Raw genomic sequence first — 26,918 nt, forward strand, 5'->3', positions numbered from 1 at the left:
GGCAATATCATGCGGCCTTCAGATATAGTCCGACGGTTCCTTCTGCCGGTACCCGTGGTGCGCTTTCAACGCATCCAGCACCTCGATGGCGGCGCGTGCGATGGGCGTACCCGGCGGGAAGATCGCCGCTGCGCCGAAGTCGCGCAGCGCCGGCTCGTCCTGCGGCGGGATGACGCCGCCCACGACGATCATGATGTCCGGCCGCCCCAGCCGCTCCAGCGCCTGCCGCAGTTCCGGCACCAGCGTCAAATGGCCCGCCGCCAGCGAAGAGACCCCGACCACATGGACATCCTCGCCGATGGCCTGTTCGGCGACTTCGTCCGGCGTTGCGAACAGTGGGCCGATGACCACGCCGAAGCCGAGATCGCCGAAGGCCGATGCGATCACCTTCTGGCCCCTGTCGTGCCCATCCTGCCCCATCTTGGCCACCAGGATGCGCGGCGGGGCTCCTTCCAGCTCACGAAAATCCTCGACAAGCGCCGTCGCACGGACGGTTGCCGCGTCCGGCTCTCCGAAGGCCCTGGCATAGACGCCCTTGTTGACCTGGATTTCGGCCCGATGCCGGTTCCAGGCTTTTTCCAGCGCCTCGGAAATCTCGCCGACCGTCGCCTTGGCGCGGGCCGCCACGACGGCGAGTTCCAAAAGGTTGCCCTGGCCCCGCGCCGCCGCCGTAAGCGCCGCCAGCGAACGGGCCACGTCCGCCTCGTCGCGCTCGGCGCGAAGCCGCCGGAGCTTTTCGATCTGGCGGGCGCGCACGGCCGAATTGTCGACCTTCAGCACCTCGATCTCCTGCTCCTCGTCAACCACATGACGGTTCACGCCGACGACCGTCTGATGGCCGGAATCGATCCTTGCCTGCGTGCGGGCCGCGGCCTCCTCGATCCGCAACTTGGGCACGCCGCTTTCGATGGCGCGCGCCATCCCGCCGAGCGATTCCACCTCGTCGATATGCGCCATCGCCCTGTCGGCGAGATTCTGTGTCAGGCGCTCGACATAGGCCGAGCCGCCCCACGGATCGATGATGCGCGTCGTTCCGCTTTCCAGTTGCAGCAGAAGCTGGGTATTGCGCGCGATCCGCGCCGAGAAATCGGTCGGCAGCGCCAGGGCCTCGTCCAGCGAGTTGGTGTGCAGCGACTGGGTATGCCCCTGCGTCGCGGCCATCGCCTCGATGGCCGTCCGCGTGACGTTGTTGAACACGTCCTGGGCGGTGAGCGACCAGCCCGAGGTCTGGCAATGTGCGCGCAGCGCCAGCGACTTCTCGTTCTTCGGGTCGAACCGCGAGACGAGCCTGCTCCACAACAGCCGGCCGGCGCGCAGCTTGGCCACCTCCATGAAGAAATTCATGCCGACGGCCCAGAAGAAGGACAGGCGTGGAGCGAAGGAATCGACCGGCAGGCCGGCCGCGATGCCGGCGCGAATATAGTCGACCCCGTCGGCCAGCGTGTAGGCCAGTTCCAGGTCGGCCGTCGCGCCGGCCTCCTGCATGTGATAGCCGGAAATGGAGATGGAGTTGAACCGCGGCATGAGCCGCGAGGTATATCCGAAAATGTCGGAAACGATCCGCATCGACCCCGCCGGCGGGTAGATATAGGTGTTGCGGACCATGAACTCCTTCAGGATATCGTTCTGGATGGTGCCCGACAGTTTTTCGGGCGGGACGCCCTGCTCTTCCCCCGCCACGATGTACAGCGCCAGGATCGGGAGGACGGCGCCGTTCATCGTCATCGATACGCTCATCCTGTCGAGGGGGATGCCCTCGAACAGCGTGCGCATATCGTAGATGGAATCGATGGCGACGCCCGCCATGCCGACATCTCCGGCGACGCGCGGATGATCGCTGTCGTAGCCGCGATGCGTTGCAAGGTCGAAGGCTACGGACAGGCCCTTCTGGCCCGCCGCGAGGTTGCGCCGGTAGAAGGCGTTGGACTCTTCAGCCGTGGAAAAGCCCGCATACTGCCGGATCGTCCAGGGCTGGTTCACGTACATCGTCGGATACGGACCGCGCAGGAAGGGCGGCATGCCCGGATAGCCGCCGACCGCCTCCAGTCCGACGCGGTCGTCCGTGCCGTAGCACGGCTTGACCATGATACCCTCGGGCGTCTGCCAGGCTGTTCCCTGCCCTGCGTCACCAGAAGCCGGATAGCGCCGGGACAGGGTGGAAAAATCGGGGATGGAGGTCATGCCGCGGTCTCCCCGGCTTCGAAGGCGGCAGCATCGCGGAAGACATCGAAGGCGAATGCGCCGCGCGGCGACGGAATAGTGGCGGACGGACGCTCGCCGGCATCGGGGTAACGCGTCACGCCCAATATGGCGGCGTGCCCATCGGCGATCGCCGCGGCCCTGCGGTGCCGCGTTTGCGCCAGCGCCTGCCCCCAGGAGCCGTCATCGCACGCCGCCGTAAGGCCGCCTGCCGCCTCGAGGCGCTGGAAGGCCAGCCAGCCGGCCTCGGCGAGTTCGTCCGTCATGCTTTCGAAGGCGCCCGCCCCCGCTGCCGGATCGGCCACCGAGGCCAGATGGCTTTCATCCATCAGGATGATCTGCAAATTGCGCGCCATGCGGCGTGCGAAGGCATCCGGCAGCCCCGAGGCCAGCGTATGGGGCAGAACGCATACCGCGTCCGCACCGCCGACCGCGGCGGCAAAGACGGCAAGCGTGTTGCGCAGCATGTTGGTGGGCACATCCTGCCGGGCCAGCATGCGGAACGACGTTTCCGCATCGACGCGGATGCCGGCGGCCGGCAGGCCGCAGGCCGAAGCGATCTCGGCCCACAGCAGCCGCACCGCCCGGAACTTCGCCAGCGTCATGAACACATCGGCATCGGCGCAGAGTTCCAGTGTCAGGCGCTCGGCCGCCCGGTCCACAGGCAGACCGGCCCGCTCCATCGTCCGCAACGCGGCGACGGCGGATGACAGCACGGCCGCGATCTCCTGCACGGCATCCGCGCCGGCATCGTGGTGCGCGCGCCCCGATGCACAAGCCAACGGGCCCTGAAAACCCGCCTCCAGCAACCGCGCGATCATCGGTACGTGGACCGAGGCGGCATCCAGCCGGAACGACACCTTCGACAGCGACGGCGGCAGCCATGCCGCCTCCAGGCAGCGCAGCACGGCATCGGCGGCATCCAGGCCATGGCCATTCGCGCTGCATATCTCGACCGGCCGGCGGTCCAGTTCCAGACCCGCCAGCGCATCGCCCGCCTGCGTTGCCGGCATGCCGAAGCCGAAGGCCGCGTCGCTGCCGGCAATGCAGAGGCGCAGCACGTCCGCGCCCCCTGCGATGTCCTCCGCCGCCTGTCCGGCCGCTCGTGCCGGGTCCGTGTCGTCGATGCGCTGCACGATCCGCCACGGCGCGGCGCCGGCCTGGCGGAAAGCACGCGGCCGCGCTTCCGCCGCCGGGCCATAGAGCGGCTCGAGGATCAGCCCCTCGATCGTCCGCGAGCGCAGCGCATCGAAAGCCTGCTCGCCCAGTACCTTGGCAACGCGCCTTTGCCACTCGTCTCCGGCGCTATCCAAATTCGACGTCACGCATCTCTCCCCGCCGGGCTTGCGGCTGCAATCCGAGTGTCAGATTAAAGCCTTTCCACCCATGTGTGAAATCTGCGCTCAGTAGTGCCTCGTGCCCGACCTTGCCGCAAGCAGGGCGGCGTGCCATGGAACATGCAATCAGGCATCGAAAGGCGGATCATGAGCCCGGCAAATCAGGACGCAGCGGATGTCGTGGTTATCGGCGCCGGCGTCGTCGGCCTGATGGCCGCCCGGGCGCTGCGCGCCGAGGGGCGGCAGGTGCTGGTGCTCGACAAAGGCGGCCCCGCCTCCGGCGCCAGCGCCGGGAATGCCGGTATCCTCGCCTTTCCGGAGATCATGCCGCTCGCTTCCCCCGGTATCCTGCGGCAGGCCCCGCGCTGGCTGGCCGATCCGCTCGGGCCGCTGGCGATTCGCCCCGCCTATGCGCTCAGGATCGCGCCATGGCTGCTGCGCTTCGCCGCCGCGAGCCGCCCCGCACGCTACGCCGGGATCCTGGCTGCCCAGGCGGCCATCATGCGGCTTGCCGAGGTGGAGATGAGCCGGGTCCTGCAGGATCCCGCCCTCGGCCGACACGCCGTGACCACCGGTACGCTCGACCTCTACGACGATGGCGCCGCCTTCGATGCCGCCGGCCGCGACCGGACGGCCAAGGAGCAGGCGGGATTCGCCTTCCGCATCGTCGGCGGCGACGAGATCGAGGCGCTGCAGCCCGGGCTTCACGAGCGCTTCAGGCACAAGGCCGTCTACACCGAAACGGGACGCCAGATCGTGGACCCCCGCGACTTCACTCTGGCACTGGCCGAAAAGTTTCAGGCCGAGGGCGGCATCCTGAGCCGCGACGAGGTCCTGAAGGTCGAGGCGGCCGACGGCGGCGCCAACCTGATCCTGCCGGGCAACCGGCGCCTGAGCGCGCGAACCGTCGTCATCGCGGCCGGCGCCTGGTCGAAGCGGCTTGCCGGCTGGCTGGGCGACGCCGTGCCGCTGGATACCGAACGCGGATACAATACCACCTTGCCGCCCGGCGCATTCGATCTGCGCCGACAACTTTACTTCAACGGCCATGGCTTCGTCGCGACGCCTGTAGCCGGCGGCGTCCGGATCGGCGGGGCGGTGGAACTGGGCGGGCTGGCCCTGCCCCCCAACTGGAAGCGCTCGGACGCCATGCTGGCCAAGGCCCGGGAATTTCTGCCGGGCCTCCGGACGGATGGCGGAACGCGCTGGATGGGGTTCCGGCCGTCCATGCCCGACACGCTCGCCGTCATCGGCTATTGCGCAGCCGGCAAGAACATCATCCATGCCTTCGGCCACGGACATCTCGGCCTGACGCAATCTGCCGCAACCGCACGCCTGGTGGCGGAACTGGCCGCAGGCCGGGCGCCCGCCATCGACCTCGCCCCCTTCTCACCCCGACGCTTCAAAGAGACACGGTAGCGACATGGCCCGACATTCCTTCTTCTGCCTCGACGGACATACATGCGGCAATCCCGTGCGGCTCGTGGCCGGCGGAGGCCCGCTCCTGTCCGGCGCCAACATGATCGAGAAGCGCGCGCACTTCCTGGCCGAGTTCGACTGGGTGCGCACGGGGCTGATGTTCGAGCCGCGCGGACACGACATGATGTCGGGCTCGATCCTCTACCCGCCGACACGGCCGGACTGCGATATCGCCATCCTGTTCATCGAAACGTCGGGCTGCCTGCCGATGTGCGGGCACGGCACCATCGGCACGGTGACGATGGCGCTGGAGCACGGATTGGTGACACCGAAAGTGCCGGGGACGCTGCGCCTTGACACGCCCGCCGGGCTCGTTGTCGCGACCTATCGCCAAGCGGGCGCGCATATCGAGGAGGTGCGGCTGGTCAATGTCCCGGCCTTCCTGCACTCCGAAGGGCTGGAGGTGGATTGCCCCGGGCTCGGCAGGCTCACGGTCGACGTGGCCTATGGCGGCAACTTCTACGCCATCGTCGATCCGCAGGAGAACTTCCGGGACATGGCGGACTTCACCGCCGGACAGCTCGTGGCCCTGTCCGGTCCGCTACGCCGCGCGCTGAACGACAGGTACGCCTTCATCCATCCGGAGAAACCGGAAATATCGGGCCTGTCGCATATTCTCTGGACCGGAGCGCCCCGGCACGGCGAAGCCCATGCGCGAAACGCGGTTTTCTACGGGGACAAGGCCATCGACCGATCGCCTTGCGGAACAGGCACCTCGGCAAGGATCGCGCAGTGGGCGGCCAGGGGAAGGCTGAAGGCGGGCGACGACTTCGTGCACGAAAGCATCATCGGCTCGCTTTTCAGGGGGCGGGTCGAGGAGGAAACCACCGTCGCCGGCAGGCCCGCGATCATACCGTCGGTTTCGGGCTGGGCGCGACTGACGGGCTACAACACGATCTTCATAGAGGATCGCGACCCCTTTGCGCATGGATTCCAGGTAATCTGAGAAGACGAGCGCCGGGATTGCCCCGGCGCCCGACGTCGGTCAAAACACCGCGAGATAACGCAGCAGCGAAATGATCCCGATGATGATGACGATGGCCTGGACGATCTGCTTGATCCGGCCATCCAGCGGCAGTTGCTGGACGAGCCAAAGAACGAGGACCACGACCAGGAACGTGATCAATATACTGATGAGTACGCCCATCCGCTTGAGACTCCCTGCCGCCAATGCGGCTTACCGACCCTTGCTGTCCAAGGGCCTTCACAGGGCTGTCATCTAGCGCAGACACGCGGCGCGGCGAGGGGTCGCACGGGCGGAGGAACGCTTGGCGGCCCGGGAAGTTTTTCCAGCGGGCGCCGGAAACGAACAGGGAGGTTCGGGATGAACACGCGAACGATCATCGTCATCGCAGCGTCCGCATTCTTGATGACGCCGGCTGTCGCCCTTGCGGACTGCCACGACACTGCGGCAGAGGCGGCGGGAGCGATTTCCAAGGACGGGTCCACGGCGCCGATGCAGGCGCCGGACCAGCTGACGCAGCAACAGCCCGACGGCGGCACCACCACCAACATGGAAACCGGAGCGATGGCCGGCGCCTCCGACGGCAACGGCCAGGGCAGCGGGATCGTGAAGGACGGCAGCACCATGCCCATGGCGAGCGAGCCGGGCCAGGCGGACACGTCGGTCGCGACGTCGCCTGCGGATGTCGCGGCGCAGCAGGAAGGCGACGAGACAGCCGCCGCGCAGGCGCGCGACGGCTGCACGAACTGAGGCCGAGGCGCCGGGCGAAGGGTGCGCCCGGCGCCGACGCATTACATTGCCGGCATCAGCACCGTATCGACGATATGTACGACGCCGTTGGATTGCAGGACGTCGGCCTGCGTGACGGTCGCCACATTGCCGCTGGCGTCCGTGACGGTGATCCTGTCGCCGGCCATGCCAAGCGTCAGTTCCTCACCCTCGACGGTCTTGACCTTATGGGCGCCGCCATCGTCGCGGATCATCCCCATCGCGGCCTCGGCCGTCGCACGGGCCGGGACCACATGGTAGGTCAGGATCTGCGTCAGCTTCTCCTTGTTCTTGGGCTTCACCAGCGCGTCGACGGTACCGGCGGGAAGCTTCGCGAACGCGGCGTCATCGGGCGCGAAAACGGTGAAGGGTCCCGGCCCGCCGAGTGTCTCGACCAGCCCGGCCGCCTTGACCGCGGCCACCAGCGTCGTGAGATTGGAGGCGTTGACCGCATTTTCCGCGATGGTCTTGTTGGCGTACATCGGCGCGCCGCCCACGGTCACGCTGCCGCCCTCCTGCGACATGGCCATGCTTTCGACGGGCATCGAACTGCCCTTGTCGGCCTCTGCCAGCGCGACACCGGTCAGGGCCAGGCCGATCACGGCCGCAGAAAAAATCGTCTTCATGGTTTTCTCCCCATGGTTTGCTTGTACGGTGGGCAGCTACGAGGCCTTCGGCCTGGCGGATGCATCGGCGGCGAAAAAAACCGCCAGGATGCCGCCACTCCCTGAAACGGGCATCGGCACTAGTTTGCCGGATACGCATGGACCTGCATGGGAGCCGCACGGGCATGGCCCAACCAGACGCACGCATGATCCTGACCAGGGCTCTGGAGCAGGCCGCGCATGGCGACCACGCCGCCTTTGCGACCGTCTACCGCATGACGAGCGCGAAACTGTTCGGCATCTGCCTCCGTATCCTGCCGACACGACAGGAGGCGGAAGAGACCTTGCAGGAAGTGTATGTCAGCGTCTGGCAGAAGGCGTCGCAGTTCGATTCCAGCCGGGCAAGCGCGATTACGTGGCTGGCCGCGATCGCGCATCACCGGGCGATCGATCGTTTGCGCGCCGCGAATGCGTCGCGGCGCGCGGAAGTGGCGGAGGACGCCGCTTACGACATCGCCGACGACCGCCCGGATGCCGCTTCGACGCTGCTGTTCGGAGAGGATCTGGCACGGCTGGGCCGGTGTCTGGAGCAACTGGAGGAGCGGGCCAGATGGGCCATCCGTGCCGCGTTCCTGACGGGGCGGACGCATGACGAACTGTCCCGCAGCGCGGCAATGCCTGTCGGCACCTTGAAAAGCATCATCCGCAGGGGCCTGATGAAGCTGCGGGGGTGCATGGAGCCATGAGCGCGGTGGACGACTTCGACGACGAGGATTTCCTTGCGGCCGAATTTACGCTCGGCACACTGGACGAAGCGGCCCGCTCGCGCGCTGCGCACCGCTACGCGAGCGACCCCGCCTTCGCCGCCGAGGTGGATCGATGGAGCCGCATTCTTGCACCGCTGGCCGCCGACGCAGTATCCGTCGAACCGCCTGCGGAGCTGTGGCAACGCATATCCGATCGCACGCGCAAACCCGTGCCGGTGGCGGTTGCCGCCACGCACCTGGTTTCCGCGACATGGCGTTGGCTGGCCATCGGCAGCATGGCCGTTGCAGCGGCCAGCCTGGCGGTCCTGCTCGTTCTGGTGCAGCCGGCAGAGCGGCCGGCCGGCCCCGCCTTCAGTTCCGTCGTCGCCGCGCAATCGGGCCAGCCCCTGGCGGTGGTTACCCTTTCGCCGGATGGACGGTCGGTGACGGTGACACCGCTTTCCCTGCCCCGGACGGCCGGGCGCGTGGCGGAGCTGTGGTATGTGCCGGCCGGCAGGACGCCGCGCTCAATGGGCGTCGTCGAGGCCGGGAGCACCTATGCCATGACGTTGGACACTCCGCTGCCGGCCGATGCGCAGGGAGATGCCTTCGCCTTGTCGGACGAGCCGGCGGGCGGCTCGCCGACGGGCCTGCCCACCGGACCGATTATCGGCCAAGGTGCCCTCGGCGCTGTTTGACGCACCCCCGGCAGGCACCCGATCACTACGAGAGCGTTGAAAAATCCGTGAGCTGCGCCATCTTGATGACATGCAGATTCGGGGAGGTTCAACGATGGAATACGATGTCTTCCAGGTTCCGGTTCGAGTCTTCTTCGGCATCGGCGTGCCGCGGGACATCGTAACCGTGACGCAGGCCTATGCCTGGCTTCAGAATTGCCGGACGGTGCATCGAACCGAAGTCCACGTGGCCGCCGTGCAGGCCTGCAAGGCGGCCTTCGCAAAGCAGGTCAATGCGGAAACGGTGCGCCGCTCGGTCGCCCGTTTCGCCGAGCGGTCCGGATTGATGGTGCCGGATATGGACGTCGCGCCCGCCACGGCCGGGATCAAGACGCCCCCGCGCCTTACGGCCTGACCGTCAGGCGTCTTCGGTCAGATCCTTCAGCGGCGCAACCGCCTCGAAGGCGATGCCGCTGCTGCGAAAGTCGATCGATGCGGTACCGTTGATTTCGGCCGCCAATGCGCCCTCGATGATCCGTGTCCCGAAGCCGCGGCGTTCGGGCTTTCGGACCGGGGGTCCGCCCTGCTCGCTCCAATGGAATCGCAATAACGGGTCGCCGGCCGTTTCCTCCAACGTCCAGGCAATCGTGATCGTGCCGTTCGGGGTGGACAAGGCGCCATACTTGGACGCGTTTGTCGCCAGTTCATGGAGGGCGAGCGCGAATGCCGAGACCGAGCGCGCGCCCAGCACCACCCGTGGTCCGCCAAGGCGGAAGGCCCCACCGTCGAATGGCTTGATGGCAGAAGAGACGACATCCTCCAGTTGCGCCGCGGAGAATCCGTCCTGCGTCAGCAGATCCTGCGCCATGGAAAGGGCCTGCATGCGTCCAAAGGCGATCTCCTGCGCCTCTTCCAGCGTCTTCGCCGAGCGCATGGACTGGGCGAACACCGATTGAGCGGTCGCCAGCGAGTTCTTGACCCGGTGGTTCAGTTCACGCGCCAGCAGCTTGCGATGTTCCTCCGCCTCCTTGCGCGCGGTGATGTCGACCGAAATTCCGGCCATACCGGTCGGCTGGTCGGTGATGTCGGCGCTGACCTGACCTCGCACTTCGACCCAGCGCGTTTCGCCCAGCGGCGTCCTGATACGATACTCGATATCGAATTCGTTGCCCGACGCGATCGCCGCATCGATCGTCGCACGCCACCGCACCCTGTCTTCCGGAACGACGGCCTCCTGCAGGTCGGCATAGGTGAAGGGCTCGTCCGCCTCGCGGCCGAAATTCGCCTTGCAGTGCCGCGAAGCCACAAGCCGCTGATTCCTGAGATCGAGCGTCCAGACCCCCATTCCTGCCGCGTTCAGGATGAAGCGCATCCGGCCTTCGCTCTGCATCAGGTCGAGCATGCGCCGCTCGACCTCGGATTCCATCTCCCCATGCGCGCTCTGCAATTCGGACACACGCCTGCGATCGGGCGAAACGTCGAACTGGGAGGCGAAGAAATAGGTGAGGTTTCCATCCTCGTCGAACACTGGGGAGACCAGCAGGCGGTTCCAGAAGGATGATCCGTCCTTGCGGTAATTCAACAGGTCGATCTCGATGGCCTCGCACCGTGCGACGGCGTTGCGTATGCGGGTGACGTCATCGGCGTTGGTGCCGGTACCCTGCAGGAAGCGGCAATTGCGGCCGAGTATCTCGTGGCGCCCATAGCCGGTCAGCTTGCTGAAGGCATCGTTGACGAAGATGATCGGGTTGTCCGGCTGATGGGGGTCCGTGATCAGCATGGGCATGCGCGTCGTACGCACCGCGGCCGCGAACGGATCGGTGGAGGCCGATGCCTTGTGGATCTCGCCTTCGATCCGGCGCTCTTCCTGTCGGTCCATCTCACCTCGCAACCAATGCGTGCGAGTTCCGCGCGCCATCGAAAGTGGACGTTATTAGCGGTTGAACGCGTCTTTATCCAGACGCTGCGTCACAGGTGACGACGTCACCCAAAACGATATGCTTGGCGCCCTACGGATCATGCCGGAGCGACAATCATCGGAGCTGAATGAGGAGGACAAGTCACGAATGGTGCGGTCGAGAAGACTCGAACTTCCACGGGTTGCCCCACAGCGACCTCAACGCTGCGCGTCTACCAATTCCGCCACGACCGCACGCCGTGTGCCGGTCGAAACCGGCAGGCCGATCTTGCGACCGGTGGCGGGCATGTAACAAAGCACCGTGTTGCGCACAAGCCCATTTCGCACGCCCCGGCGTTTTTTCGGCCGGCGATCTGGAACACTTCCGGAAAAGACGGCTCGACGCTACATAGTCAGCATGGACCAGCCTATCGCCCAATCCGCCCCGGCGCGCCTTTCGACCCGAAGCGCTCACTTTCCCGCCGTCTCCGGCACGCCCCCGGTGGACTGGTTGATTCGTGGCGGGCTGACGCCCTACCCCGAAGCGCTGGCATGGATGGAGGCACGCGTGGCGGCCATCGCCGCCGGCGAAGCACCCGAAGCGGTTCTGCTGGTGGAGCATCCCCCGCTCTATACCGCGGGCACCAGCGCGCGCACCGACGACCTGACCGATCCGAACCGGTTTCCGGTCTTCGATGCCGGGCGCGGCGGAGAATATACCTATCACGGCCCCGGCCAGCGCGTTGCCTATGTGATGCTGGATCTGAAGCGCCGGCAGCCGGACATTCGCGCCTTCGTCGCCGCCCTCGAACAGTGGATCATCGCAACCCTTGCCGACATGCAGGTCAAGGGAGAGCGGCGTGAGGACAGGGTTGGTGTCTGGGTTTCGCGGCCCGAGCGGCCGCCCGGACCGGACGGAGCGCCGGCAGAGGACAAGGTGGCGGCCATCGGCATCCGCATCCGCCGCTGGGTGACGTTTCATGGCATCAGCCTGAACGTCGATCCGGACCTGTCGCACTTTTCCGGCATCGTGCCGTGCGGCGTACGCGGCCATGGGGTGACGAGTCTTGCCGATCTCGGCCTGCTCGTATCCATGCCCGAAGTGGATTCGATGCTGCGCCGCAATTTCGAGACCGTTTTCGGGCCACTGGCATGATCGTCTATGTCGATGCCGACGCCTGTCCGGTAAAAGACGACATCCTGGACGTCGCACGCCGGTTCGGTGTGGACGTCACCTACGTTTCGAACGGCGGCCTCATGCCCTCGAAGTTTCCCGGTGCCCGGCTCGTGACGGTGGCGGCCGGCGCCGACGCGGCCGACGACTGGATCGCCGACAATGCCGGCACGGGCGACGTGGTGGTGACGGCCGACATACCGCTGGCCGACAGAAGTCTGGCCAGGGGCGCTACGGTTCTGAACGTCAATGGCCGGCCCTTCACCCCGGAAAGCATCGGCGCGGCCCTTTCCTACCGCGCCTTCAACCAGCACCTGCGCGAAACGGGCGAAAGCAAGGGACATAATGCCGCCTTCTCGGCGGCGGATCGTTCGCGTTTCAGGCAGGAACTGAACAGGGTGTTGCAGCGTCGCGCTTAGAGTGGCGCCGGGAGTGGACATGGCCGAGGGCAAGGATACCAGAACGGTTTACCGCCATGCGGCCATGACGCGGCTGACGCATTGGATCTGGGCCATAGCCCTCTTCTTCCTGCTTCTGTCCGGCCTGCAGATCTTCATGGCGCGGCCCGACCTGTATGTCGGCCGCCAATCGGGCTTCGCCTTCGACAACACTATCCTGTCCATCGGAGCCGTGGTCGACGGGGGCCGGCTGCGCGGCGTAACGGAAATCTTCGGGCATGCCTTCGACACGACCGGCTGGCTCGGCACGGTGGACGAAGGCGGGCGCATGACGGCGAAATCGTTCCCCGGCTGGATGACGATCCCCTCCTATCGCGATCTCGCCACGGGACGGATCGTCCATTTCTTCTTTGCCTGGATACTCGTCGCGGCGCTTGCGCTGTGGTTGGTCTCGAGCCTCGTCAACAGACATCTCTGGCGCGATATCGTACCGGGGCCCGGCGATGCGCGCGCCTTGCCGCAGGACATCGCCGACCATGCGCGCCTGCGCCTGCGCCATCGCCGCGCCTATGGCCCGCTGCAGAAGCTCAGCTATGCGTTGATTCTGCTGGTTGCGCTGCCGCTGATGATCGTGACGGGACTCACCATGTCGCCCGGCGTCAACGCGATGGTGCCGTTTCTGGCCGATCTGTTCGGCGGACGCCAGAGCGCACGGACACTGCATTTTGCCATCATGCTCGTGCTTGTCGGCTTCTTCGTCGTCCATGTGGTCATGGTTGTCCTGGCAGGGCCGCTCAACGAACTGCGCTCGATGATCACCGGCTGGTACCGTACCGATGGAGAACGCCCATGACACCCGACCCGCGACGCAGACGGCTGCTTCTCGGCGGTGCGGCGACACTGGGAACCCTGCCCCTGACAGGCTGTTTCGACGGCGCGGTCGAGCGTGGCGGCGCCATGCGCGAGGTGCTTGCCTCGGCCAATGGCCTGACCTATCGCGTCCAGCGGCTCCTGCTTGGTTCCAACGCCCTGGCGCAGGAGTTTTCTGCCAGCGAAATCCGCCAGCCGATGCGGCCGAACGGCGTCACCAACCCGCAGGATGCCGATTATCGACAACTGGCGGCCGACGCCTTCGCCGGCTATCGGCTGGCGATCGACGGTCTGGTCGACAGGCCGGCCAGCTATTCGCTGGCCGAGTTGCGCAACATGCCGAACCGCACGCAGATCACCCGCCACGACTGCGTGGAAGGCTGGAGCTGCATCGCCATGTGGACGGGCGTTCCGCTGGGCCTCGTCCTGGATGCCGCCGGCGTGCAGTCCGGGGCGCGCTATGCGGTCTTCTCGTGCTTCGACACGATGGAGAACGGCTTTACCGGCCCGATCCGCTATTACGAATCGATCGACCTGATCGATGCGCGCCACCCGCAGACCATCCTTGCCCACGCGATGAACGGACAGCCCCTGCCCATATCCAACGGCGCACCGCTGCGCGTGCGCGTCGAGCGGCAATTGGGGTACAAGATGGCCAAATATGTCAGCCGCATCACGCTGGCCGCCAGCCTGGACGGCTTCGGCGACGGCTATGGCGGATATTGGGAAGATCGCGGTTACGACTGGTTCGCCGGAATCTGATCTCCACGGCCCGCAAGACCGATCGCCCGTCCCGCCGCCATCATGTCGGCGCGGCGCGACGCGCGCCTTTGCGCCGCTTCTTCGTCAGCGCCCCATAATTCGATGTTCCAGTCTTCATCGATATGGGCCAATTCGAAAGCCGCCTCCGCGGCAAGGCGACCCTCCAGCACCGCTACAGCCAGAAGCACCGAGCCGGTCAGCGTGGTCATCTGGTGCAGGGCCGCGATCTCCAGCGGATCCGCGATCGTGGACAAGAGGGCGGTGAAGGCCCGGATCGTCTCCGGCGGCTGGGCGACATGCATGATCCCGGAAGTCACCTGGAAAGGTCCGCCGACCCGGTTGCCTGCCCAGTCGATTACAGGGTCCCAGCCTTCGGCCTGCCGCGCCACCAGCCTTTGGGGACTGTCGGCCCGGTAGAACAGGAGGTCCGTCTCGACATAGCGGGCCAGGTCGTCCCGCGTTTCCGCAAGATGGGGCGCGACGCCGTCGATAGCGGTGTTGAGCAGCCGCGTCAGCGGCATCGAGGAGGGGTCGATCCGCTCGCCCTGCATCGCCCATTCCTGCGCCAGCGCAGAGGCGAGCGCCTGGGACGTCGCCTCCAGAACCGCGCGGCCCGGCGTGCGGACAAGCCGCCCGTCCAGGAGGACGCGCCAGCGTCCGCCGGCCTCGGCCGCAGATGCCGTTTCATAGAAGCGCCGGGGAAGTTCCGGCGGTTTGGGTGGGGTATCCTTCATGGTATGGGCTCAGGCGGTTTGGAAAGGGGCCGGCATCCAGCGCGACGGCTCTTCATGTGTGCGCCAGGCATCCAGCAACCGGCCAAGATGGCTTGCATCGGTTGCCACCGCCGTTGCCCCGGCTGCCCGCAAGGCATCCGGCCGCGCCGCGCCCCAGGCAACCCCGATGCCCGTCGCGCCGGCCTGGCGCGCCATCGCCATATCGAAGGCAGCGTCGCCCACGACGACGGTGTCGGACGGGGAAACGCCCGTTTCAGCGCAGCTTTCCAGCACCATGGCCGGGTGCGGCTTGGAGGGGCAGTCGTCTGCGGTGCGCACCACATGGAAGCGGTCGGCAAGCCCATGCGTGGCAAGGATGAAGTCCACCCCTCGGCGCGACTTGCCCGTCACCATGCCGACGAGGTTCTCGTCGACCGACGAAAGGCGGGCGACCAGCTCGCCCATGCCTGGAAAGAGCGGCTCGTGCACCTGCCCCGCCGTTCGCGCCGCCTGGAAGGTGGCGCGGTAGGCGTCGGCCAGGTCTTCCGCCTCGGCCGTCGTCGAGCCCGGCCGCAATCTCTGCATGGCCTCGGCCAAGGACAGGCCGATGATCGCGTGGATGGCCGTATCGGCGGGCGCCACCAGTCCGCGCGCGCGGAAGGCGCCCTGCATCGTGCGGCAGATGACCGCGAAACTGTCGGCGATGGTGCCGTCGCAATCGAACAGGAACAGGCGCATCAATCTTCCTCAGCCGCCTCGTCGAAGCCGAACAGGTTCCACGTCTGCACCATGTGCGGCGGCAGCGGAGCGATCTGGTCCACCACGCCGCCATCGGGATGCGGAATTATGATGCGCCGCGCGTGGAGATGCAGCTTCTTCTGCACGCCCCCCGGAAATTCCCAGTTGGTATCGTGTTCGAAATATTTCGGATCGCCGAGGATCGGATGCCCGATATGGGCGGCATGGACGCGCAACTGGTGTGTGCGCCCCGTATACGGCTCCATCTCCAGCCAGGCGAAGTTCTGCGCAACCTGGTCGATGACGCGATAATGCGACAACGCATGGTCGGCCCCATCGTCGCCGTGCCGCGCGATACGCATCCTGTCGCCGTCGGGCGTCTGTTCCTTGGCGAGATAGGTGGAGATGCGGCCCTCCTTCGGGGCCGGAACGCCCTTGACCAACGCCCAGTAGACTTTCTTCGTCTCCCGCTCGCGGAAGGCCTTCGTCAGCGCCACGGCCGCCGTACGGGTGCGCGCCACCACGAGGATGCCGGTCGTATCGCGGTCGATACGGTGCACCAGACGGGGCTTCTCGCCCCGGCGATTGCGCCAGGATTCCAGCATCTTGTCCACATGCCGCGTAACGCCCGACCCGCCCTGGACGGCCAGCCCGGCAGGCTTGTTGAAGACGAAGACCTTGTCGTCCTCATAGATCAGCATCTGCGACAGGACATCCGCATCGTGGCGGTCGCGGATGGTGTTGGCCGTCAGCGGCGCCACCTTGAGCCGCGCCGCGTCGCCCTGCATGGGCGGCACGCGGATGACCTGCCCCTGCTCGAGCCGCGTATCGGTCTTGGCGCGCCCACCGTCGACACGGACCTGGCCCGAGCGCAACAGTTTCTGCAGATGGCCGAAACCGAGGCCCGGGTAGTGCAGCTTGAACCAGCGGTCGAGCCTCAGGCCGGCCTCTTCCGCGTCGACCCGGACCTGCTCCACGCTTGCCATGACATATCCTTAAAATTCGCGTTCCGGCCCCTCGATAGAGCAATATCCGCGCTTAGGCGAGGCTTCTTGCAAGCCACAGGCCGCAGAACAGGGCCGCGATGCCGAGGCCGAGGGAGGCGGCGACATAGCCCAAGGCAAGAAGCTGCTGCCCCCGCTCCCACAGCGCGGCCGTATCGAGGGAGAACGACGAGAACGTCGTATACCCGCCGAGCACCCCCGTCGCGATCAGCAGCCGCAGGGCCTCCGAGGCCTCGAAGCGGCGCGCGATCACCTCGATCAGCACGCCCATGGCGAAAGAGCCGGTCACGTTGACGAAAAAGGTCCCGTAAGGGAATCCCATGCCGAAAAGGGCGCTTGCCGCGACGCCGGCCAGGTAGCGCAGTACGGAGCCGACGGCGCCGCCAATTGCCACCAGGGCGATGTCCCGGAGGATCACGGCTCGCCCCGCTCCCGGCGGAGGCGGGCCCACTCGGCCATCCGCTTGCCGATCTCGCGCTCCGTACCGCGCGGAACGGGTCGATAGAAGCTCTGCCGGCCCAATTCCTGCGGAAAATAGTTCTGCCCCGAAAAAGCGTCCGGCTCGTCATGATCGTAGCGATAGCCGCTTCCGTAGCCCTCTTCCTTCATAAGCTTCGTCGGCGCATTCAGGATATGGCGCGGCGGCAGCAGGGAGCCGCCCTCCCGTGCGGTTCGCATCGCAGCCTTGTAGGCCGTGTAGAGCGCATTCGACTTCGGTGCCGTCGCCAGATAGACGGCGGCTTGCGCCAGCGCCAGCTCACCCTCCGGGCTGCCGAGATAATCGTAGGCATCCTTGGCCGCATTGGCGACGCCCAGGGCCTGCGGATCGGCGAGGCCGATATCCTCCACCGCCATCCGGACCAGCCGGCGGCCGAGATAGAGCGGGTCTTCTCCGGCGTCCAGCATGCGGCACAGATAGTAAAGCGCCGCATCGGGATCCGACCCGCGTACCGATTTGTGAAGCGCCGAGATCAGGTTGTAATGCCCGTCCTGCCCCTTGTCGTAGATGGGCGCGCGCCGCTGCACGATCTCCTGCAGCGTTTCGGCCGAAAAGATCTCGCCCGGCTTGGCCGCGCGCCAGACCTCTTCGGCAAGCGTCAGCACCGCGCGCCCGTCGCCATCGGCCATGCGAAGCATGGATTGCCGCGCTTCGTCGTCGAGCGGCAGCGCCCGGCCCTCAGCGGCTTCCGCGCGCTCCAGCAGCCTTGAAAGGGCCTCCGCGTCATGGGGACGGAAGGTCAGCACGCGCGCCCGCGACAAGAGGGCCGCATTCAGTTCGAAAGATGGATTCTCCGTCGTGGCGCCGACGAGAACGACCGTCCCATCCTCCATGACGGGCAGAAAGGAGTCCTGCTGGGCGCGGTTGAAGCGATGGATCTCGTCGACGAACAACAATGTGCGCCGACCGTTGGACCGGCGCAAACGCGCCGTTTCGAATACCTTCTTCAGATCGGCGACGCCGGAAAAGATCGCCGAAATCTGCTCGAAGGCGTAGTCCACCTCGTGGGCCAGGAGCCGCGCTACCGTCGTCTTGCCGGTGCCCGGAGGACCCCAGAAAATGACCGAGCCGAGCGAGCGCTGTTCCAGCATGCGCGTCAGCACGCCATCCGGACCGGTCAAATGCGGTTGCCCCACCACCTCCGCCAGGTTCGCCGGGCGCAGCCTGTCGGCCAGCGGGCGGCCGGCGTCCCCCGTCCCGGCCCGCTCGCCGCGATCGGTAGCGGTGGCCTGTTGCGGCTTGCGAGCGGGCTGATCCTGCCCGGCGAAAAGATCGGCCATGCTCTGCTCCAGGCCCGTGACGGCTCAGCGGATGGACTGCGTCAGCCTTTGTCCATTGCGTTCGATCGCATAGTTCCAGCCTCTGGAGCGCATATCGAGGATGCTTGCAAGCTTTTCCGTCGAATCGACCGCTTCGCCGTTGATCTCCAGCACGATATCGCGTTGCTGCAGGCGCAGCCTCGCCGCGATGGACCCTTCCCCAACGCCCGTCACCACCACGCCCCGTTTCGTCGTCGGCATCTCGAGCTCATCGGCCACGCGCGGCGAAAGGTTGGAGACCGTCGCGCCCGAAAACGGATTGTTGCCCTCGATCGTGCGCTCGTCCCGGGCGGGTATTTCCGGCGCAACCCGCAACGCCATATCCACCACTCGCTCCTGCCCGCCCGAAAGGACGGTCAGCCTTGCGGTCTTGTCCACCCCGATCGTCGCCAGCCGGTATCCCAGCGCGTCCGGACCGTCGATCTGGAAATCGTCCATCCGCAGCACGACATCGCCCGGCTTCAGCCCGGCATCCGCGGCGGCGCCATCCGGCACGACCTCCTGTACCAGCGCGCCGGTCGGACGCGGCAGCCCGAGCGCTTCGGCGATATCGCCGGTAACCGGGGCAAAGCCCGCGCCGATATAGGGCCGCTCGAAGCGGCCTCCGCGTCTGGCCGCGTCCACGAAGACGCGCACCATATTGGACGGGATGGCGAAGCCGATTCCGTTGGACCCGCCCGAGCGGCTGAAGATGGCCGTGTTGACGCCGATCAGCCGGCCCTGCATGTCGATCAGCGGGCCGCCGGAATTGCCGGGGTTGATGGCCGCGTCGGTCTGGATGAAATAGCCGAAATCGTTGACGCCGACATGCGTGCGCGCAAGCGCGGAGACGATGCCGCTTGTCACGGTCTGTCCGATTCCGAACGGATTGCCGATGGCCAGCACCAGGTCGCCGATGGAAATCTGGTCCGAATCGGAGAATGCGATCGTCGGGAAGGTTTCATCCGCCTCGATGCGCAGCACGGCAAGGTCGGCGCGGGCATCCTTCATCAGGACGGTGGACGCATATTCCCGTCCGTCGCCCAGCGCGATCTTGATCTCGTCGGCGCCGTCGACGACGTGATTGTTGGTGACGACGAGACCGGTTCGATCGACGATCACGCCGGAACCGAGCGACGATTCCATGCGCGGCCGCCCCTGGAAATTGCGGCCGAAGAACTGCTCGAAGAAAGGGTCGCCGGCAAAGGGCGATCGTGCGGCAACCTGGCGGGCGGCATACACATTGACGACCGCCGGCGCGGTCTCCTTGACGAGCGGCGCGAAGGTCAGGCTGATCTGGTCCCGGCTTTGAGGAACCTGCGGCGCGCCGGACGCCTTCGGCACCGGCACGCTGGCGGGCTGGGCCGAGACGCCCGACAGGGAAGCGATGACGAGGAAAAAGGCGGAGGCGCTGCGGAGAAGAAAGGAAGACACTGGTGGCTACCCGAATCGTGCGCTGAAGACGTCTGACTACTGCCGCCAGACTGGCACGAAAAAAGGGCCATGCGGCCCTTTTGTAACCCGTAAGGTCGCCTGCTTCAGTTTGCGGCGATCACCGGTTCGAACTTCTGCAGGGCCGCATTCTCGGCGGGCAGATCGGCCGTGGCATAGCTTGCCGTCAGGATGGCAAACGCAGCCAGGGCTCCGAGGAGAACGTAAACGGTGCGGCGCATCGAGAACTCGCTAGCGGTGGTTTGGGAGTTCACATTGTCCATGGCAGTCGTTTAATCCACGTAAACGCCGGGCTGATCGAAAGCGCCGACAGGTTCCAGTTGCCAGATACAATGCGGGCGGGCGCGTTATGGTTGCTGACGCAGCCATCGCTTTTCGCGCGACACGGCATATCGCACGAAGGACAGGCGCTCGCTATCACCTGTTTGCAACAGTGAAGGCGCACCGATTTATTCTATCACTGGTTACTTTTTCGCGGCTGGCGGCGTGACCAGCCCGAAGCGGATGAGGCTGGCGGCAAGGTCCACCGCTGCCGTCTCCACCGAACGAAAACGGATGCCCAGGATGTCCCGGGCGGGAGCCGTATCGAGCTCGCGCGCCGCGCCGAGTTCGTCGGCCAGCATCGCCGCCTGGCGCGACACGCGTGCCGCCGCCCGCACCGTCCAATCCGGCAGGGTCCAGCAGTGAAGCCGTCGCGCGTAGGCTGGATAAGCCCGCGCCAAAATGCGGGTGATCTCACGCAAGGGGACCGTATCGGCGCTGACCAGGAACCTGCGCCCCGCCGCCGCCGGCTTGTCGATCGCTTCGACATGAGCGTGGGCCACATCGCGGACATCGACGACGCCGAAGCGGATGTTCGGCAGCGCCGGCACCCGCCCGTTCATCATCATGGCGACGATCCGCGCCGAGGTGCCGGCAACGCCATCCAGAAGCGGGCCGAATACCAGCGACGGGTTGATCGTGACCAGCTCGGTCTCCGTCTTTCCCAAAAGGTCCCAGGCCGCCTTCTCGGCCAGCGTCTTCGACACCGCATAGGGTGAGATATGGGGGCTCTCGACATTGGAGAAATCTGACTCTCCGAACGCCGTCCCGCGCGGCGGATGCCCATATAGGACCGAGGCGACGGAAGACGTCAGCACGACACGCCCGACGCCTTCCCGCGCCGCCGCGCGGCAGACGCGGATAGTCCCGTCCCGCGCCGCGGGCACGAGACCGAACTTGTCCTTCGGCTGCGACACGGGGAAGGGAGACGCCGTATGGACGACGGCTCGGCAACCCGACATGGCGCCGTCCCATCCATCGTCGCGCGTCAGATCGGCGGTTACGATCGAAAGACGATCCACCGGCACGCCGTACTGCAGCATGGTTTGCCGCAGCGCCTCCCCTTTCGAGGGCTCGCGCACGGTGCCGCGCACGCGATGGCCGGACTTCAGGAGGTTCAGCACGACATGCTTGGCGATGAACCCCGACGCACCGGTGACCAGAACCCTGTCGCCGTCACCATCACGCATGATCGCCTCATCGCGGTTAGCGGGCCGCCCTGACAACCCATCCGTCAGATAGAGCGGCGGACGGCCGAATGCGACCGCCGCACGGACAATAAAAAAGGGCCCGTCAGGGCCCTTTCGATGATGAATCCGAGAAGTGTCGGATCAGGCTTCGTCGCCAGCTTCTGCCTCGGCGCGAGCACGGTCGGCGGCGCCACGCGCATCGGGATCGCGGTCGACGAATTCGATCACGGCCAGCGGGGCGTTGTCGCCGCGGCGGAAGCCGGCCTTGAGAACGCGCGTATAGCCGCCGTTACGGTCTGCGTAACGGGTCGCCAGCGTATCGAACAGCTTGCGGATGACGGTCTCGTCGCGCACCTGGCTGATGGCCTGACGGCGGGCATGCAGATCGCCGCGCTTGCCGAGCGTGATCAGCTTTTCCACGACGGGGCGAAGATCCTTCGCCTTCGGCAGCGTGGTGACGATCTGCTCGTGCTCGATCAGCGAGGCCGCCATATTGGCAAACATCGCCTTACGGTGCGAAGCGGTACGGTTGAGTTTACGGCCGCGGTTTCCGTGACGCATGGTGTTAGCTCCTTGAAGGGCCGGTCTCCCGGCGGTCGGCATCCTCGCTCCCGTTTGCCGGGGCATGTGCCTTTGAATGATTGTTCCCACCGGCCGAAGCCGGCTCAGTCATGCGCACCGCCGCCCCGGCTGTCCGGGGCGGCGGTGCCTTTCGATCAGTACTGATCTTCGTAGCGCTTGGCCAGGTCGTCGATGTTCTCGGGCGGCCAGGCCGGCACTTCCATGCCGAGATGCAGCCCCATCGAGGCCAGCACTTCCTTGATCTCGTTCAGCGACTTGCGGCCGAAGTTCGGGGTACGGAGCATCTCCGCCTCGGTCTTCTGGATCAGGTCGCCGATATAGACGATGTTGTCGTTCTTCAGGCAGTTCGCCGAACGAACCGACAGCTCCAACTCGTCCACCTTCTTGAGGAGGGCCGGGTTGAAGGCCAGTTCCGCGATCTGCTCTTCCGAGCCTCGCACGTCGCGCTGCGGCTCTTCGAAGTTCACGAAGACGGCCAGCTGGTCCTGCAGGATGCGCGCGGCATAGGCAACGGCATCTTCACCCGAGATCGAACCATCGGTCTCGATCTGCATGGTCAGCTTGTCCTTGTTCAGGTCCTGCCCCTCGCGGGTATTCTCGACCTTGTAGGACACCTTCTTGACCGGGGAGAACAACGCATCCACGGGGATGAGGCCGATCGGCGCATCCTCTGCACGGTTCTGGTCGGCCGGAACATAGCCCTTGCCGGTGTTGACGGTGAGTTCCATGCGGATCTCGGCGCCATCGTCCAGCGTGCAGATCTCGTGATCCGGGTTGAGGATCTCGATATCGCCTACGGTCTGGATGTCGCCAGCCGTGACGACGCCCGGACCCGACTTGCGCAACACCATCCGCTTCGGGCCTTCGCCCTGCATGCCGATGTTGATTTCCTTGACGTTGAGGACGATGTCCGTCACGTCCTCGCGCACGCCGGCGATCGAGGAGAACTCGTGCAGCACGCCGTCGATCTGGATCGCGGTCACGGCCGCGCCCTGAAGCGACGACAGAAGCACGCGCCGCAGCGCGTTGCCGAGGGTCAGGCCGAAGCCGCGCTCGAGCGGCTCCGCCGTAAGGGAGGCCCTCGTCCGGCTCGTGCTGTTGAACACGACCTGGTTGGGCTTGGTAAGGTCTTGCCAGTTGCTGGCGATCATCGCGCTTGCCTTTCAGCTACCCCGCCACCATCCATTCGTGGCGATAGGTCTCAGTTGAGAAGGATCCCCCCTCTCGAAACGGGCAAAACCGCACTGCCGGATCGACAGTGCGGTTCATGTCCACGATATGGCGTCAGACGCGGCGCTTCTTGCGCGGACGAACACCATTGTGCGGAATCGGCGTCACGTCGCGGATCGACGTGATGGTGAAGCCGGCGGCCTGAAGCGCGCGGAGCGCGGACTCACGACCCGATCCCGGCCCGGAAACCTCGACTTCAAGCGTACGCATGCCGTGTTCCTGCGCCTTCTTGGCGGCATCTTCGGCGGCGATCTGCGCAGCGAAGGGCGTCGACTTGCGCGAGCCCTTGAAACCCTGGGCACCTGCGGAGGACCAGGCAATCGTATTGCCCTGCGCGTCCGTGATGGTGATCAGCGTATTGTTGAAGGAGGAATTCACGTGGGCCACGCCGGACGTGATGTTCTTGCGCTCGCGACGACGAACGCGCTGTGCTTCCTTGGCCATAGTCTCTCTTTCTCAAGATCTCGACACCGCCGTGATACCAGCGGCTACACCCGCGGAGGGCCTGCCCTCCGCAGCCGGCGCGGCGACGTGGCCGCGCCCGCAGAATTACTTCTTCTTGCCGGCGATCGGCTTGGCCGGGCCCTTGCGGGTGCGCGCATTGGTATGCGTGCGCTGGCCACGAACCGGCAGGCTGCGGCGATGACGCAGGCCGCGGTAGCAGCCGAGATCCATCAGGCGCTTGATGTTCATCGACGTCTCGCGACGCAGATCACCCTCGACCTGGTAGTCCCGGTCGATGATCTCGCGGATCTGAAGGACTTCGGCGTCGGTCAGGTCGTTGACGCGGCGCTCCGACGCGAGCCGGGCCTTGTCGACGATCTCCTGCGCGAAGCGCGGGCCGATGCCGTGAATGTACTGAAGCGCGATGACGACGCGCTTGCTGCTCGGGATGTTGACGCCAGCGATACGTGCCACGTCCGTACTCCTAGTTTCGGGGCCGCTCGGCCCTACCGGTTGAAGGGGGCCGATAAGCGAAAGCGATCGGCAAGCCCCAGACATGAGACCGCACCGACCGCAAAGGATTCGCGAATGGGCGGCTTATAGGAAATCGACGGCCCGGAGTCAACCGAGCCCCGGCGCTTCAGGCATTGCCGTCGGCGATACGCTCCTGCAGGGCCTTGCGGATCTGCTGCGTCACCTCGTCCATCGCGGCCATGCCGTCGATCGTGTGCACGAGGTCACGTTCCCGGTAGTAGGGCCCGACAGCCGCGGTCATGTCGCGGAACTCTCCGAGTCGACGCCGGAAGACGTCCGGATTGTCGTCCTTGCGGACCGGCAGACCCTTGGCTTCCGTTTCGGCGGCGCGGCGGGCGATGCGTTCGACGAGGCGATCCTCGTCGACCTTGAACTCGATCACGCGGTCGAGCCGAAGCCCTTTCTCGTCCAGCATGGCTTCCAGTGCCATGGCCTGGGCGACCGTCCGCGGAAACCCGTCCAGGATGAAGCCCTTGCGCGCATCCTCCTGTTCGATGCGGTCCGCGACGATGCCGATGACGACCTCGTCCGGCACCAGCTGGCCGGCATCCATCAAGGCTTGCGCCTTGCGGCCGACCTCGGTGCCCTGCGCAACGGCTTCGCGGAGCATGTCTCCGGTGGAGAGTTGCGGAATGCCATAGGCTTCCGTCAACCGCTGGGCCTGGGTCCCCTTCCCGGCTCCCGGCGGTCCGAGCAGAATCAGTCTCATCGATTTCCCCGTTTACCCCCGCGGAGCTTCGCCTTCTTGACGAGCCCCTCATATTGATGCGCCAGCAGGTGCCCCTGAACCTGCGCAACCGTATCCATCGTCACGGATACGACGATCAGCAGCGACGTTCCCCCGAGATAGAACGGAATACCGACCGCGGAAATCAGGAACTCCGGCAGAAGGCAGATGGCGACAAGATAGATCGCGCCGAGAACCGTGATGCGCGTCAGCACATAATCGATGTATTCGGCCGTCCGCTCGCCGGGCCGGATACCCGGGATGAAGCCCCCATGTTTCTTCAGGTTGTCCGCCGTGTCCTTGGGATTGAACACGATCGCCGTATAGAAGAACGCGAAGAAGGCGATCATCGACGCATACAGGATCATGTACAGGGGCTGGCCGTGACCGAGCGAGGCGACGAGGCCCGTGGCCCAGCCGGGCAACTGGCTCGTATCCGAGAAATTGGCGATCGTCACGGGCAGCAGAAGGAGCGACGAGGCGAAGATCGGAGGGATGACACCCGCCGTATTCAGCTTCAGCGGCAAGTGCGACGTGTCGCCCTGGAACATGCGATTGCCGACCTGGCGCTTCGGATACTGGATCAGAAGGCGGCGCTGGGCGCGCTCGAAGAACACGATGAAGGCGATGCAGCCGATGGCGACCACGATGACCAGCAGGATCACAAAGGTCGAGAGCGCGCCGGTACGACCGAGCTCCAGGAGGTTCGCGATGGCCGAGGGCAGGTTTGCCACGATGCCGGCGAAGATGATCAGAGAAATGCCGTTGCCGATGCCCCGCGCGGTGATCTGCTCTCCCAGCCACATCAGGAACATCGTGCCGCCGACCAGCGTGATGACGCTCGAGACGACGAAGAACATCCCCGGATCGGTCACGATGTTGCTGGAGGACTGAAGGCCGACGGCGATCCCATAGGCCTGCACGGTCGCCAGCAAGACCGTGCCGTAGCGGGTATACTGGTTGATGATCTTGCGGCCCTGCTCGCCCTCTTTCTTGAGCGCCTCGAGCGAGGGCACGACCGAGGTCATGAGCTGGATGATGATCGACGCGGAGATATACGGCATGATGCCGAGCGCGAATATGGCCATGCGGCCGACCGCGCCGCCGGCGAACATGTTGAACACGCCGAGTATGCCGGTGGACTGCTGCTGGAACGCCTGCGCCAATGCTTCAGGATCTATGCCGGGCATCGGGATGTAGGTGCCGAGGCGGTAGACCAGAAGCGCGCCGAGCGTGAACCAGATCCGCTTCTTCAGGTCTTCTGCCTTGGAGAAGGCAGCGAAATTCAGGTTTGCGGCAAGTTGTTCCGCGGCCGATGCCATCTTGAAAATATCTCCGGGTAGAACCCATGCCCGCCCGTTGGTGGCACGACGCGGGCATCGGTTTCCAACTTCAGCCTCTGCGCCGCCGTTCCTGCCGCGCACCGGGGCCTATGTGCCCACGCCAATCCGGGATTACCGCTCCCGGCAGTCCGGGACAAGGCATGGAATCACATGACGAAGCGGCCCGCAGAGGCCGCTTCCATCGTCTCAATCTGGCGAGTTACGCCTCGCGACGCAAGAGGGCCCAGATCAGGCTTCGGCGGTCGCCGGAAGCGTGACGGAACCGCCCGCCTTCTCGACCTTCTCGACGGCAGCCTTGGAGGCCCCGTCGACCGTGATCTGCAGCTTGGCCTTCAGCTCGCCATCCGCCAGCAGACGGATGCCGTCGCGCTGCCGGCGTACCAGGCCGGCGGCCTTGAGCGCCTCGAAGTCGATCGCGGCCTTGGCATCGAGCTTGCCGGCGTCGATCGCCTGCTGGATGCGTCCGACCGAAACGATGTTGTAGTCCTTCGCGAAGATGTTCACGAAGCCACGCTTCGGCAGGCGACGATACAGCGGCATCTGGCCGCCTTCGAAGCCGTTGATGGCCACGCCGGAGCGCGACTTCTGGCCCTTCACGCCACGGCCGCCGGTCTTGCCGGAGCCCGAGCCGATGCCACGGCCCACGCGCTTGCGGGAATGGGTTGCGCCGTCGATGTCGGCGAGTTCGTTGAGCTTCATTTCTGCTACTCCCGGCTCACTGGCCGTCGACGACGCGGACGAGGTGGCTGACCTTGGCGATCATGCCACGGACGGAGGGCGTATCCTCCAGCGTCCGGCGACGGTGCATCTTGTTGAGACCGAGGCCGACGAGGGTCTGGCGCTGGTCGTTGGGGCGGCGAAGCGGGCTACCGATCTGCTCGACGGTGATCGTCTTCCCGGTCACTTTGTTGTCAGCCATGACGTGGCTCCTTGTTCAATGGTTCGTCCTGCGTGTTGCCGGAGGCGG

Annotated in this window: 31 protein-coding genes and 1 tRNA gene; 10 read left to right on the forward strand and 22 right to left on the reverse strand. The window is 65.8% G+C overall.

What is annotated here, in order from left to right:
• Window positions 1-18: 18 nt before the first annotated feature.
• The gene (gene scpA / locus NDN16_RS16880; RefSeq protein ID WP_251114638.1) at window positions 19-2,181 is read right to left on the reverse strand and encodes a methylmalonyl-CoA mutase; all 2,163 of its coding nucleotides are present in this window, start codon (window positions 2,179-2,181) and stop codon (window positions 19-21) included.
• A complete protein-coding gene (locus NDN16_RS21130; protein WP_251114639.1) occupies window positions 2,178-3,524 on the reverse strand; it encodes a methylmalonyl-CoA mutase family protein in 1,347 nt (448 codons plus the stop codon). Before NDN16_RS21130 ends, scpA begins: the two co-directional genes overlap by 4 nt.
• Window positions 3,525-3,683: 159 nt before the next feature.
• Here NDN16_RS21130 and NDN16_RS16890 point away from each other — a divergent pair, with 159 nt between their 5' ends.
• Window positions 3,684-4,955, forward strand: a complete 1,272-nt coding sequence (locus NDN16_RS16890; protein ID WP_251114640.1) for an NAD(P)/FAD-dependent oxidoreductase — start codon at window positions 3,684-3,686, stop codon at window positions 4,953-4,955.
• Between the two features lie 4 nt (window positions 4,956-4,959).
• Complete coding sequence (locus NDN16_RS16895) at window positions 4,960-5,961, forward strand: 4-hydroxyproline epimerase (protein ID WP_251114641.1); 1,002 nt, start codon at window positions 4,960-4,962, stop codon at window positions 5,959-5,961.
• A gap of 39 nt (window positions 5,962-6,000) precedes the next feature.
• On the opposite strand, the gene NDN16_RS16900 is transcribed toward NDN16_RS16895, so the two are convergent.
• The gene (locus NDN16_RS16900) at window positions 6,001-6,162 is read right to left on the reverse strand and encodes a Thivi_2564 family membrane protein (RefSeq protein WP_143190113.1); all 162 of its coding nucleotides are present in this window, start codon (window positions 6,160-6,162) and stop codon (window positions 6,001-6,003) included.
• A 177-nt stretch (window positions 6,163-6,339) separates the two neighbouring features.
• On the opposite strand from NDN16_RS16900, the gene NDN16_RS16905 reads away from it, so the two are divergent.
• Window positions 6,340-6,729, forward strand: a complete 390-nt coding sequence (locus NDN16_RS16905) for a hypothetical protein (RefSeq protein ID WP_251114642.1) — start codon at window positions 6,340-6,342, stop codon at window positions 6,727-6,729.
• 41 nt (window positions 6,730-6,770) lie between these two features.
• Here the strand turns inward: NDN16_RS16905 and NDN16_RS16910 are convergent, their stop codons facing one another.
• On the reverse strand, window positions 6,771-7,292 hold the full coding sequence (locus NDN16_RS16910; protein WP_251114675.1) for a fasciclin domain-containing protein: 522 nt from the start codon (window positions 7,290-7,292) through the stop codon (window positions 6,771-6,773).
• A gap of 245 nt (window positions 7,293-7,537) precedes the next feature.
• Here NDN16_RS16910 and NDN16_RS16915 point away from each other — a divergent pair, with 245 nt between their 5' ends.
• From NDN16_RS16915 to NDN16_RS16925, 3 genes are all read left to right on the forward strand, one after another.
• Window positions 7,538-8,098 (forward strand): sigma-70 family RNA polymerase sigma factor, encoded by a 561-nt coding sequence (locus tag NDN16_RS16915; RefSeq protein WP_251114643.1) that lies wholly within the window; start codon window positions 7,538-7,540, stop codon window positions 8,096-8,098.
• Window positions 8,095-8,796 carry an anti-sigma factor gene (locus tag NDN16_RS16920; RefSeq protein WP_251114644.1) on the forward strand — a complete coding sequence of 234 codons (702 nt, stop codon included), beginning with the start codon at window positions 8,095-8,097 and terminating at the stop codon, window positions 8,794-8,796. Before NDN16_RS16915 ends, NDN16_RS16920 begins: the two co-directional genes overlap by 4 nt.
• A 94-nt stretch (window positions 8,797-8,890) precedes the next feature.
• Window positions 8,891-9,190 (forward strand): DUF982 domain-containing protein, encoded by a 300-nt coding sequence (locus NDN16_RS16925; protein ID WP_251114645.1) that lies wholly within the window; start codon window positions 8,891-8,893, stop codon window positions 9,188-9,190.
• 3 nt (window positions 9,191-9,193) lie between these two features.
• Here NDN16_RS16925 and NDN16_RS16930 read toward each other — a convergent pair whose 3' ends face one another.
• Together NDN16_RS16930 and NDN16_RS16935 are read right to left on the reverse strand one after the other, a co-directional pair.
• Complete coding sequence (locus NDN16_RS16930; RefSeq protein WP_251114646.1) at window positions 9,194-10,654, reverse strand: PAS domain-containing protein; 1,461 nt, start codon at window positions 10,652-10,654, stop codon at window positions 9,194-9,196.
• 188 nt (window positions 10,655-10,842) lie between these two features.
• A tRNA-Leu gene (locus tag NDN16_RS16935) sits at window positions 10,843-10,927 on the reverse strand.
• Between the two features lie 163 nt (window positions 10,928-11,090).
• On the opposite strand from NDN16_RS16935, the gene lipB reads away from it, so the two are divergent.
• From lipB to NDN16_RS16955, 4 genes are read left to right on the forward strand one after another with little or no spacing between them, the layout of a single operon-like run.
• Window positions 11,091-11,828 carry a lipoyl(octanoyl) transferase LipB gene (gene lipB / locus NDN16_RS16940; RefSeq protein WP_251114647.1) on the forward strand — a complete coding sequence of 246 codons (738 nt, stop codon included), beginning with the start codon at window positions 11,091-11,093 and terminating at the stop codon, window positions 11,826-11,828.
• The gene (locus NDN16_RS16945; protein WP_251114648.1) at window positions 11,825-12,265 is read left to right on the forward strand and encodes a YaiI/YqxD family protein; all 441 of its coding nucleotides are present in this window, start codon (window positions 11,825-11,827) and stop codon (window positions 12,263-12,265) included. The genes lipB and NDN16_RS16945 overlap by 4 nt, the downstream gene beginning before the upstream one ends.
• Window positions 12,266-12,284: 19 nt before the next feature.
• A complete protein-coding gene (locus tag NDN16_RS16950; RefSeq protein WP_251114649.1) occupies window positions 12,285-13,097 on the forward strand; it encodes a cytochrome b/b6 domain-containing protein in 813 nt (270 codons plus the stop codon).
• The gene (locus tag NDN16_RS16955) at window positions 13,094-13,876 is read left to right on the forward strand and encodes a molybdopterin-dependent oxidoreductase (protein ID WP_251114650.1); all 783 of its coding nucleotides are present in this window, start codon (window positions 13,094-13,096) and stop codon (window positions 13,874-13,876) included. The genes NDN16_RS16950 and NDN16_RS16955 overlap by 4 nt, the downstream gene beginning before the upstream one ends.
• On the opposite strand, the gene NDN16_RS16960 is transcribed toward NDN16_RS16955, so the two are convergent.
• The 16 genes from NDN16_RS16960 to rpmD all read right to left on the reverse strand — a co-directional run bounded on the left by NDN16_RS16960 (window position 13,852) and on the right by rpmD (window position 26,870).
• Window positions 13,852-14,610, reverse strand: coding sequence for an ATP12 family chaperone protein (locus NDN16_RS16960; RefSeq protein ID WP_251114651.1), 759 nt, complete (start codon window positions 14,608-14,610; stop codon window positions 13,852-13,854). The genes NDN16_RS16955 and NDN16_RS16960 overlap by 25 nt on opposite strands.
• A 9-nt stretch (window positions 14,611-14,619) precedes the next feature.
• Window positions 14,620-15,327, reverse strand: coding sequence for an HAD-IA family hydrolase (locus tag NDN16_RS16965; RefSeq protein WP_251114652.1), 708 nt, complete (start codon window positions 15,325-15,327; stop codon window positions 14,620-14,622).
• Complete coding sequence (locus tag NDN16_RS16970; protein WP_251114653.1) at window positions 15,327-16,313, reverse strand: RluA family pseudouridine synthase; 987 nt, start codon at window positions 16,311-16,313, stop codon at window positions 15,327-15,329. The genes NDN16_RS16965 and NDN16_RS16970 overlap by 1 nt, the downstream gene beginning before the upstream one ends.
• 52 nt (window positions 16,314-16,365) lie before the next feature.
• Window positions 16,366-16,746, reverse strand: a complete 381-nt coding sequence (crcB, locus tag NDN16_RS16975) for a fluoride efflux transporter CrcB (protein ID WP_251114676.1) — start codon at window positions 16,744-16,746, stop codon at window positions 16,366-16,368.
• Window positions 16,746-18,110, reverse strand: a complete 1,365-nt coding sequence (locus tag NDN16_RS16980) for a replication-associated recombination protein A (RefSeq protein WP_251114654.1) — start codon at window positions 18,108-18,110, stop codon at window positions 16,746-16,748. Before NDN16_RS16980 ends, crcB begins: the two co-directional genes overlap by 1 nt.
• A gap of 24 nt (window positions 18,111-18,134) precedes the next feature.
• The gene (locus NDN16_RS16985; protein ID WP_435301119.1) at window positions 18,135-19,562 is read right to left on the reverse strand and encodes a DegQ family serine endoprotease; all 1,428 of its coding nucleotides are present in this window, start codon (window positions 19,560-19,562) and stop codon (window positions 18,135-18,137) included.
• A 104-nt stretch (window positions 19,563-19,666) separates the two neighbouring features.
• Entirely contained in the window at window positions 19,667-19,801 is a 135-nt protein-coding gene (locus NDN16_RS20980) for a hypothetical protein (protein WP_285292780.1), read from the reverse strand.
• A gap of 243 nt (window positions 19,802-20,044) precedes the next feature.
• Complete coding sequence (locus tag NDN16_RS16990) at window positions 20,045-21,091, reverse strand: NAD-dependent epimerase/dehydratase family protein (RefSeq protein WP_251114655.1); 1,047 nt, start codon at window positions 21,089-21,091, stop codon at window positions 20,045-20,047.
• A 141-nt stretch (window positions 21,092-21,232) separates the two neighbouring features.
• The gene (gene rplQ / locus NDN16_RS16995) at window positions 21,233-21,652 is read right to left on the reverse strand and encodes a 50S ribosomal protein L17 (RefSeq protein WP_251114656.1); all 420 of its coding nucleotides are present in this window, start codon (window positions 21,650-21,652) and stop codon (window positions 21,233-21,235) included.
• 155 nt (window positions 21,653-21,807) lie between these two features.
• A complete protein-coding gene (locus tag NDN16_RS17000) occupies window positions 21,808-22,824 on the reverse strand; it encodes a DNA-directed RNA polymerase subunit alpha (protein ID WP_039192611.1) in 1,017 nt (338 codons plus the stop codon).
• Between the two features lie 133 nt (window positions 22,825-22,957).
• Window positions 22,958-23,347, reverse strand: a complete 390-nt coding sequence (gene rpsK / locus NDN16_RS17005) for a 30S ribosomal protein S11 (RefSeq protein WP_039192607.1) — start codon at window positions 23,345-23,347, stop codon at window positions 22,958-22,960.
• 105 nt (window positions 23,348-23,452) lie between these two features.
• The gene (gene rpsM, locus NDN16_RS17010) at window positions 23,453-23,821 is read right to left on the reverse strand and encodes a 30S ribosomal protein S13 (RefSeq protein ID WP_039192604.1); all 369 of its coding nucleotides are present in this window, start codon (window positions 23,819-23,821) and stop codon (window positions 23,453-23,455) included.
• 166 nt (window positions 23,822-23,987) lie between these two features.
• Window positions 23,988-24,590, reverse strand: coding sequence for an adenylate kinase (locus NDN16_RS17015; protein WP_251114657.1), 603 nt, complete (start codon window positions 24,588-24,590; stop codon window positions 23,988-23,990).
• Window positions 24,587-25,930 (reverse strand): preprotein translocase subunit SecY, encoded by a 1,344-nt coding sequence (secY, locus tag NDN16_RS17020; protein WP_251114658.1) that lies wholly within the window; start codon window positions 25,928-25,930, stop codon window positions 24,587-24,589. Before secY ends, NDN16_RS17015 begins: the two co-directional genes overlap by 4 nt.
• A 249-nt stretch (window positions 25,931-26,179) precedes the next feature.
• The gene (gene rplO, locus NDN16_RS17025; RefSeq protein ID WP_251114659.1) at window positions 26,180-26,650 is read right to left on the reverse strand and encodes a 50S ribosomal protein L15; all 471 of its coding nucleotides are present in this window, start codon (window positions 26,648-26,650) and stop codon (window positions 26,180-26,182) included.
• A 16-nt stretch (window positions 26,651-26,666) separates the two neighbouring features.
• Entirely contained in the window at window positions 26,667-26,870 is a 204-nt protein-coding gene (rpmD, locus tag NDN16_RS17030) for a 50S ribosomal protein L30 (protein ID WP_232412251.1), read from the reverse strand.
• Window positions 26,871-26,918 lie beyond the last annotated feature (48 nt).

The organism is Aureimonas altamirensis (assembly GCF_023702225.1).
Taxonomy (GTDB): Bacteria; Pseudomonadota; Alphaproteobacteria; order Rhizobiales; family Rhizobiaceae; genus Aureimonas; species Aureimonas altamirensis_B.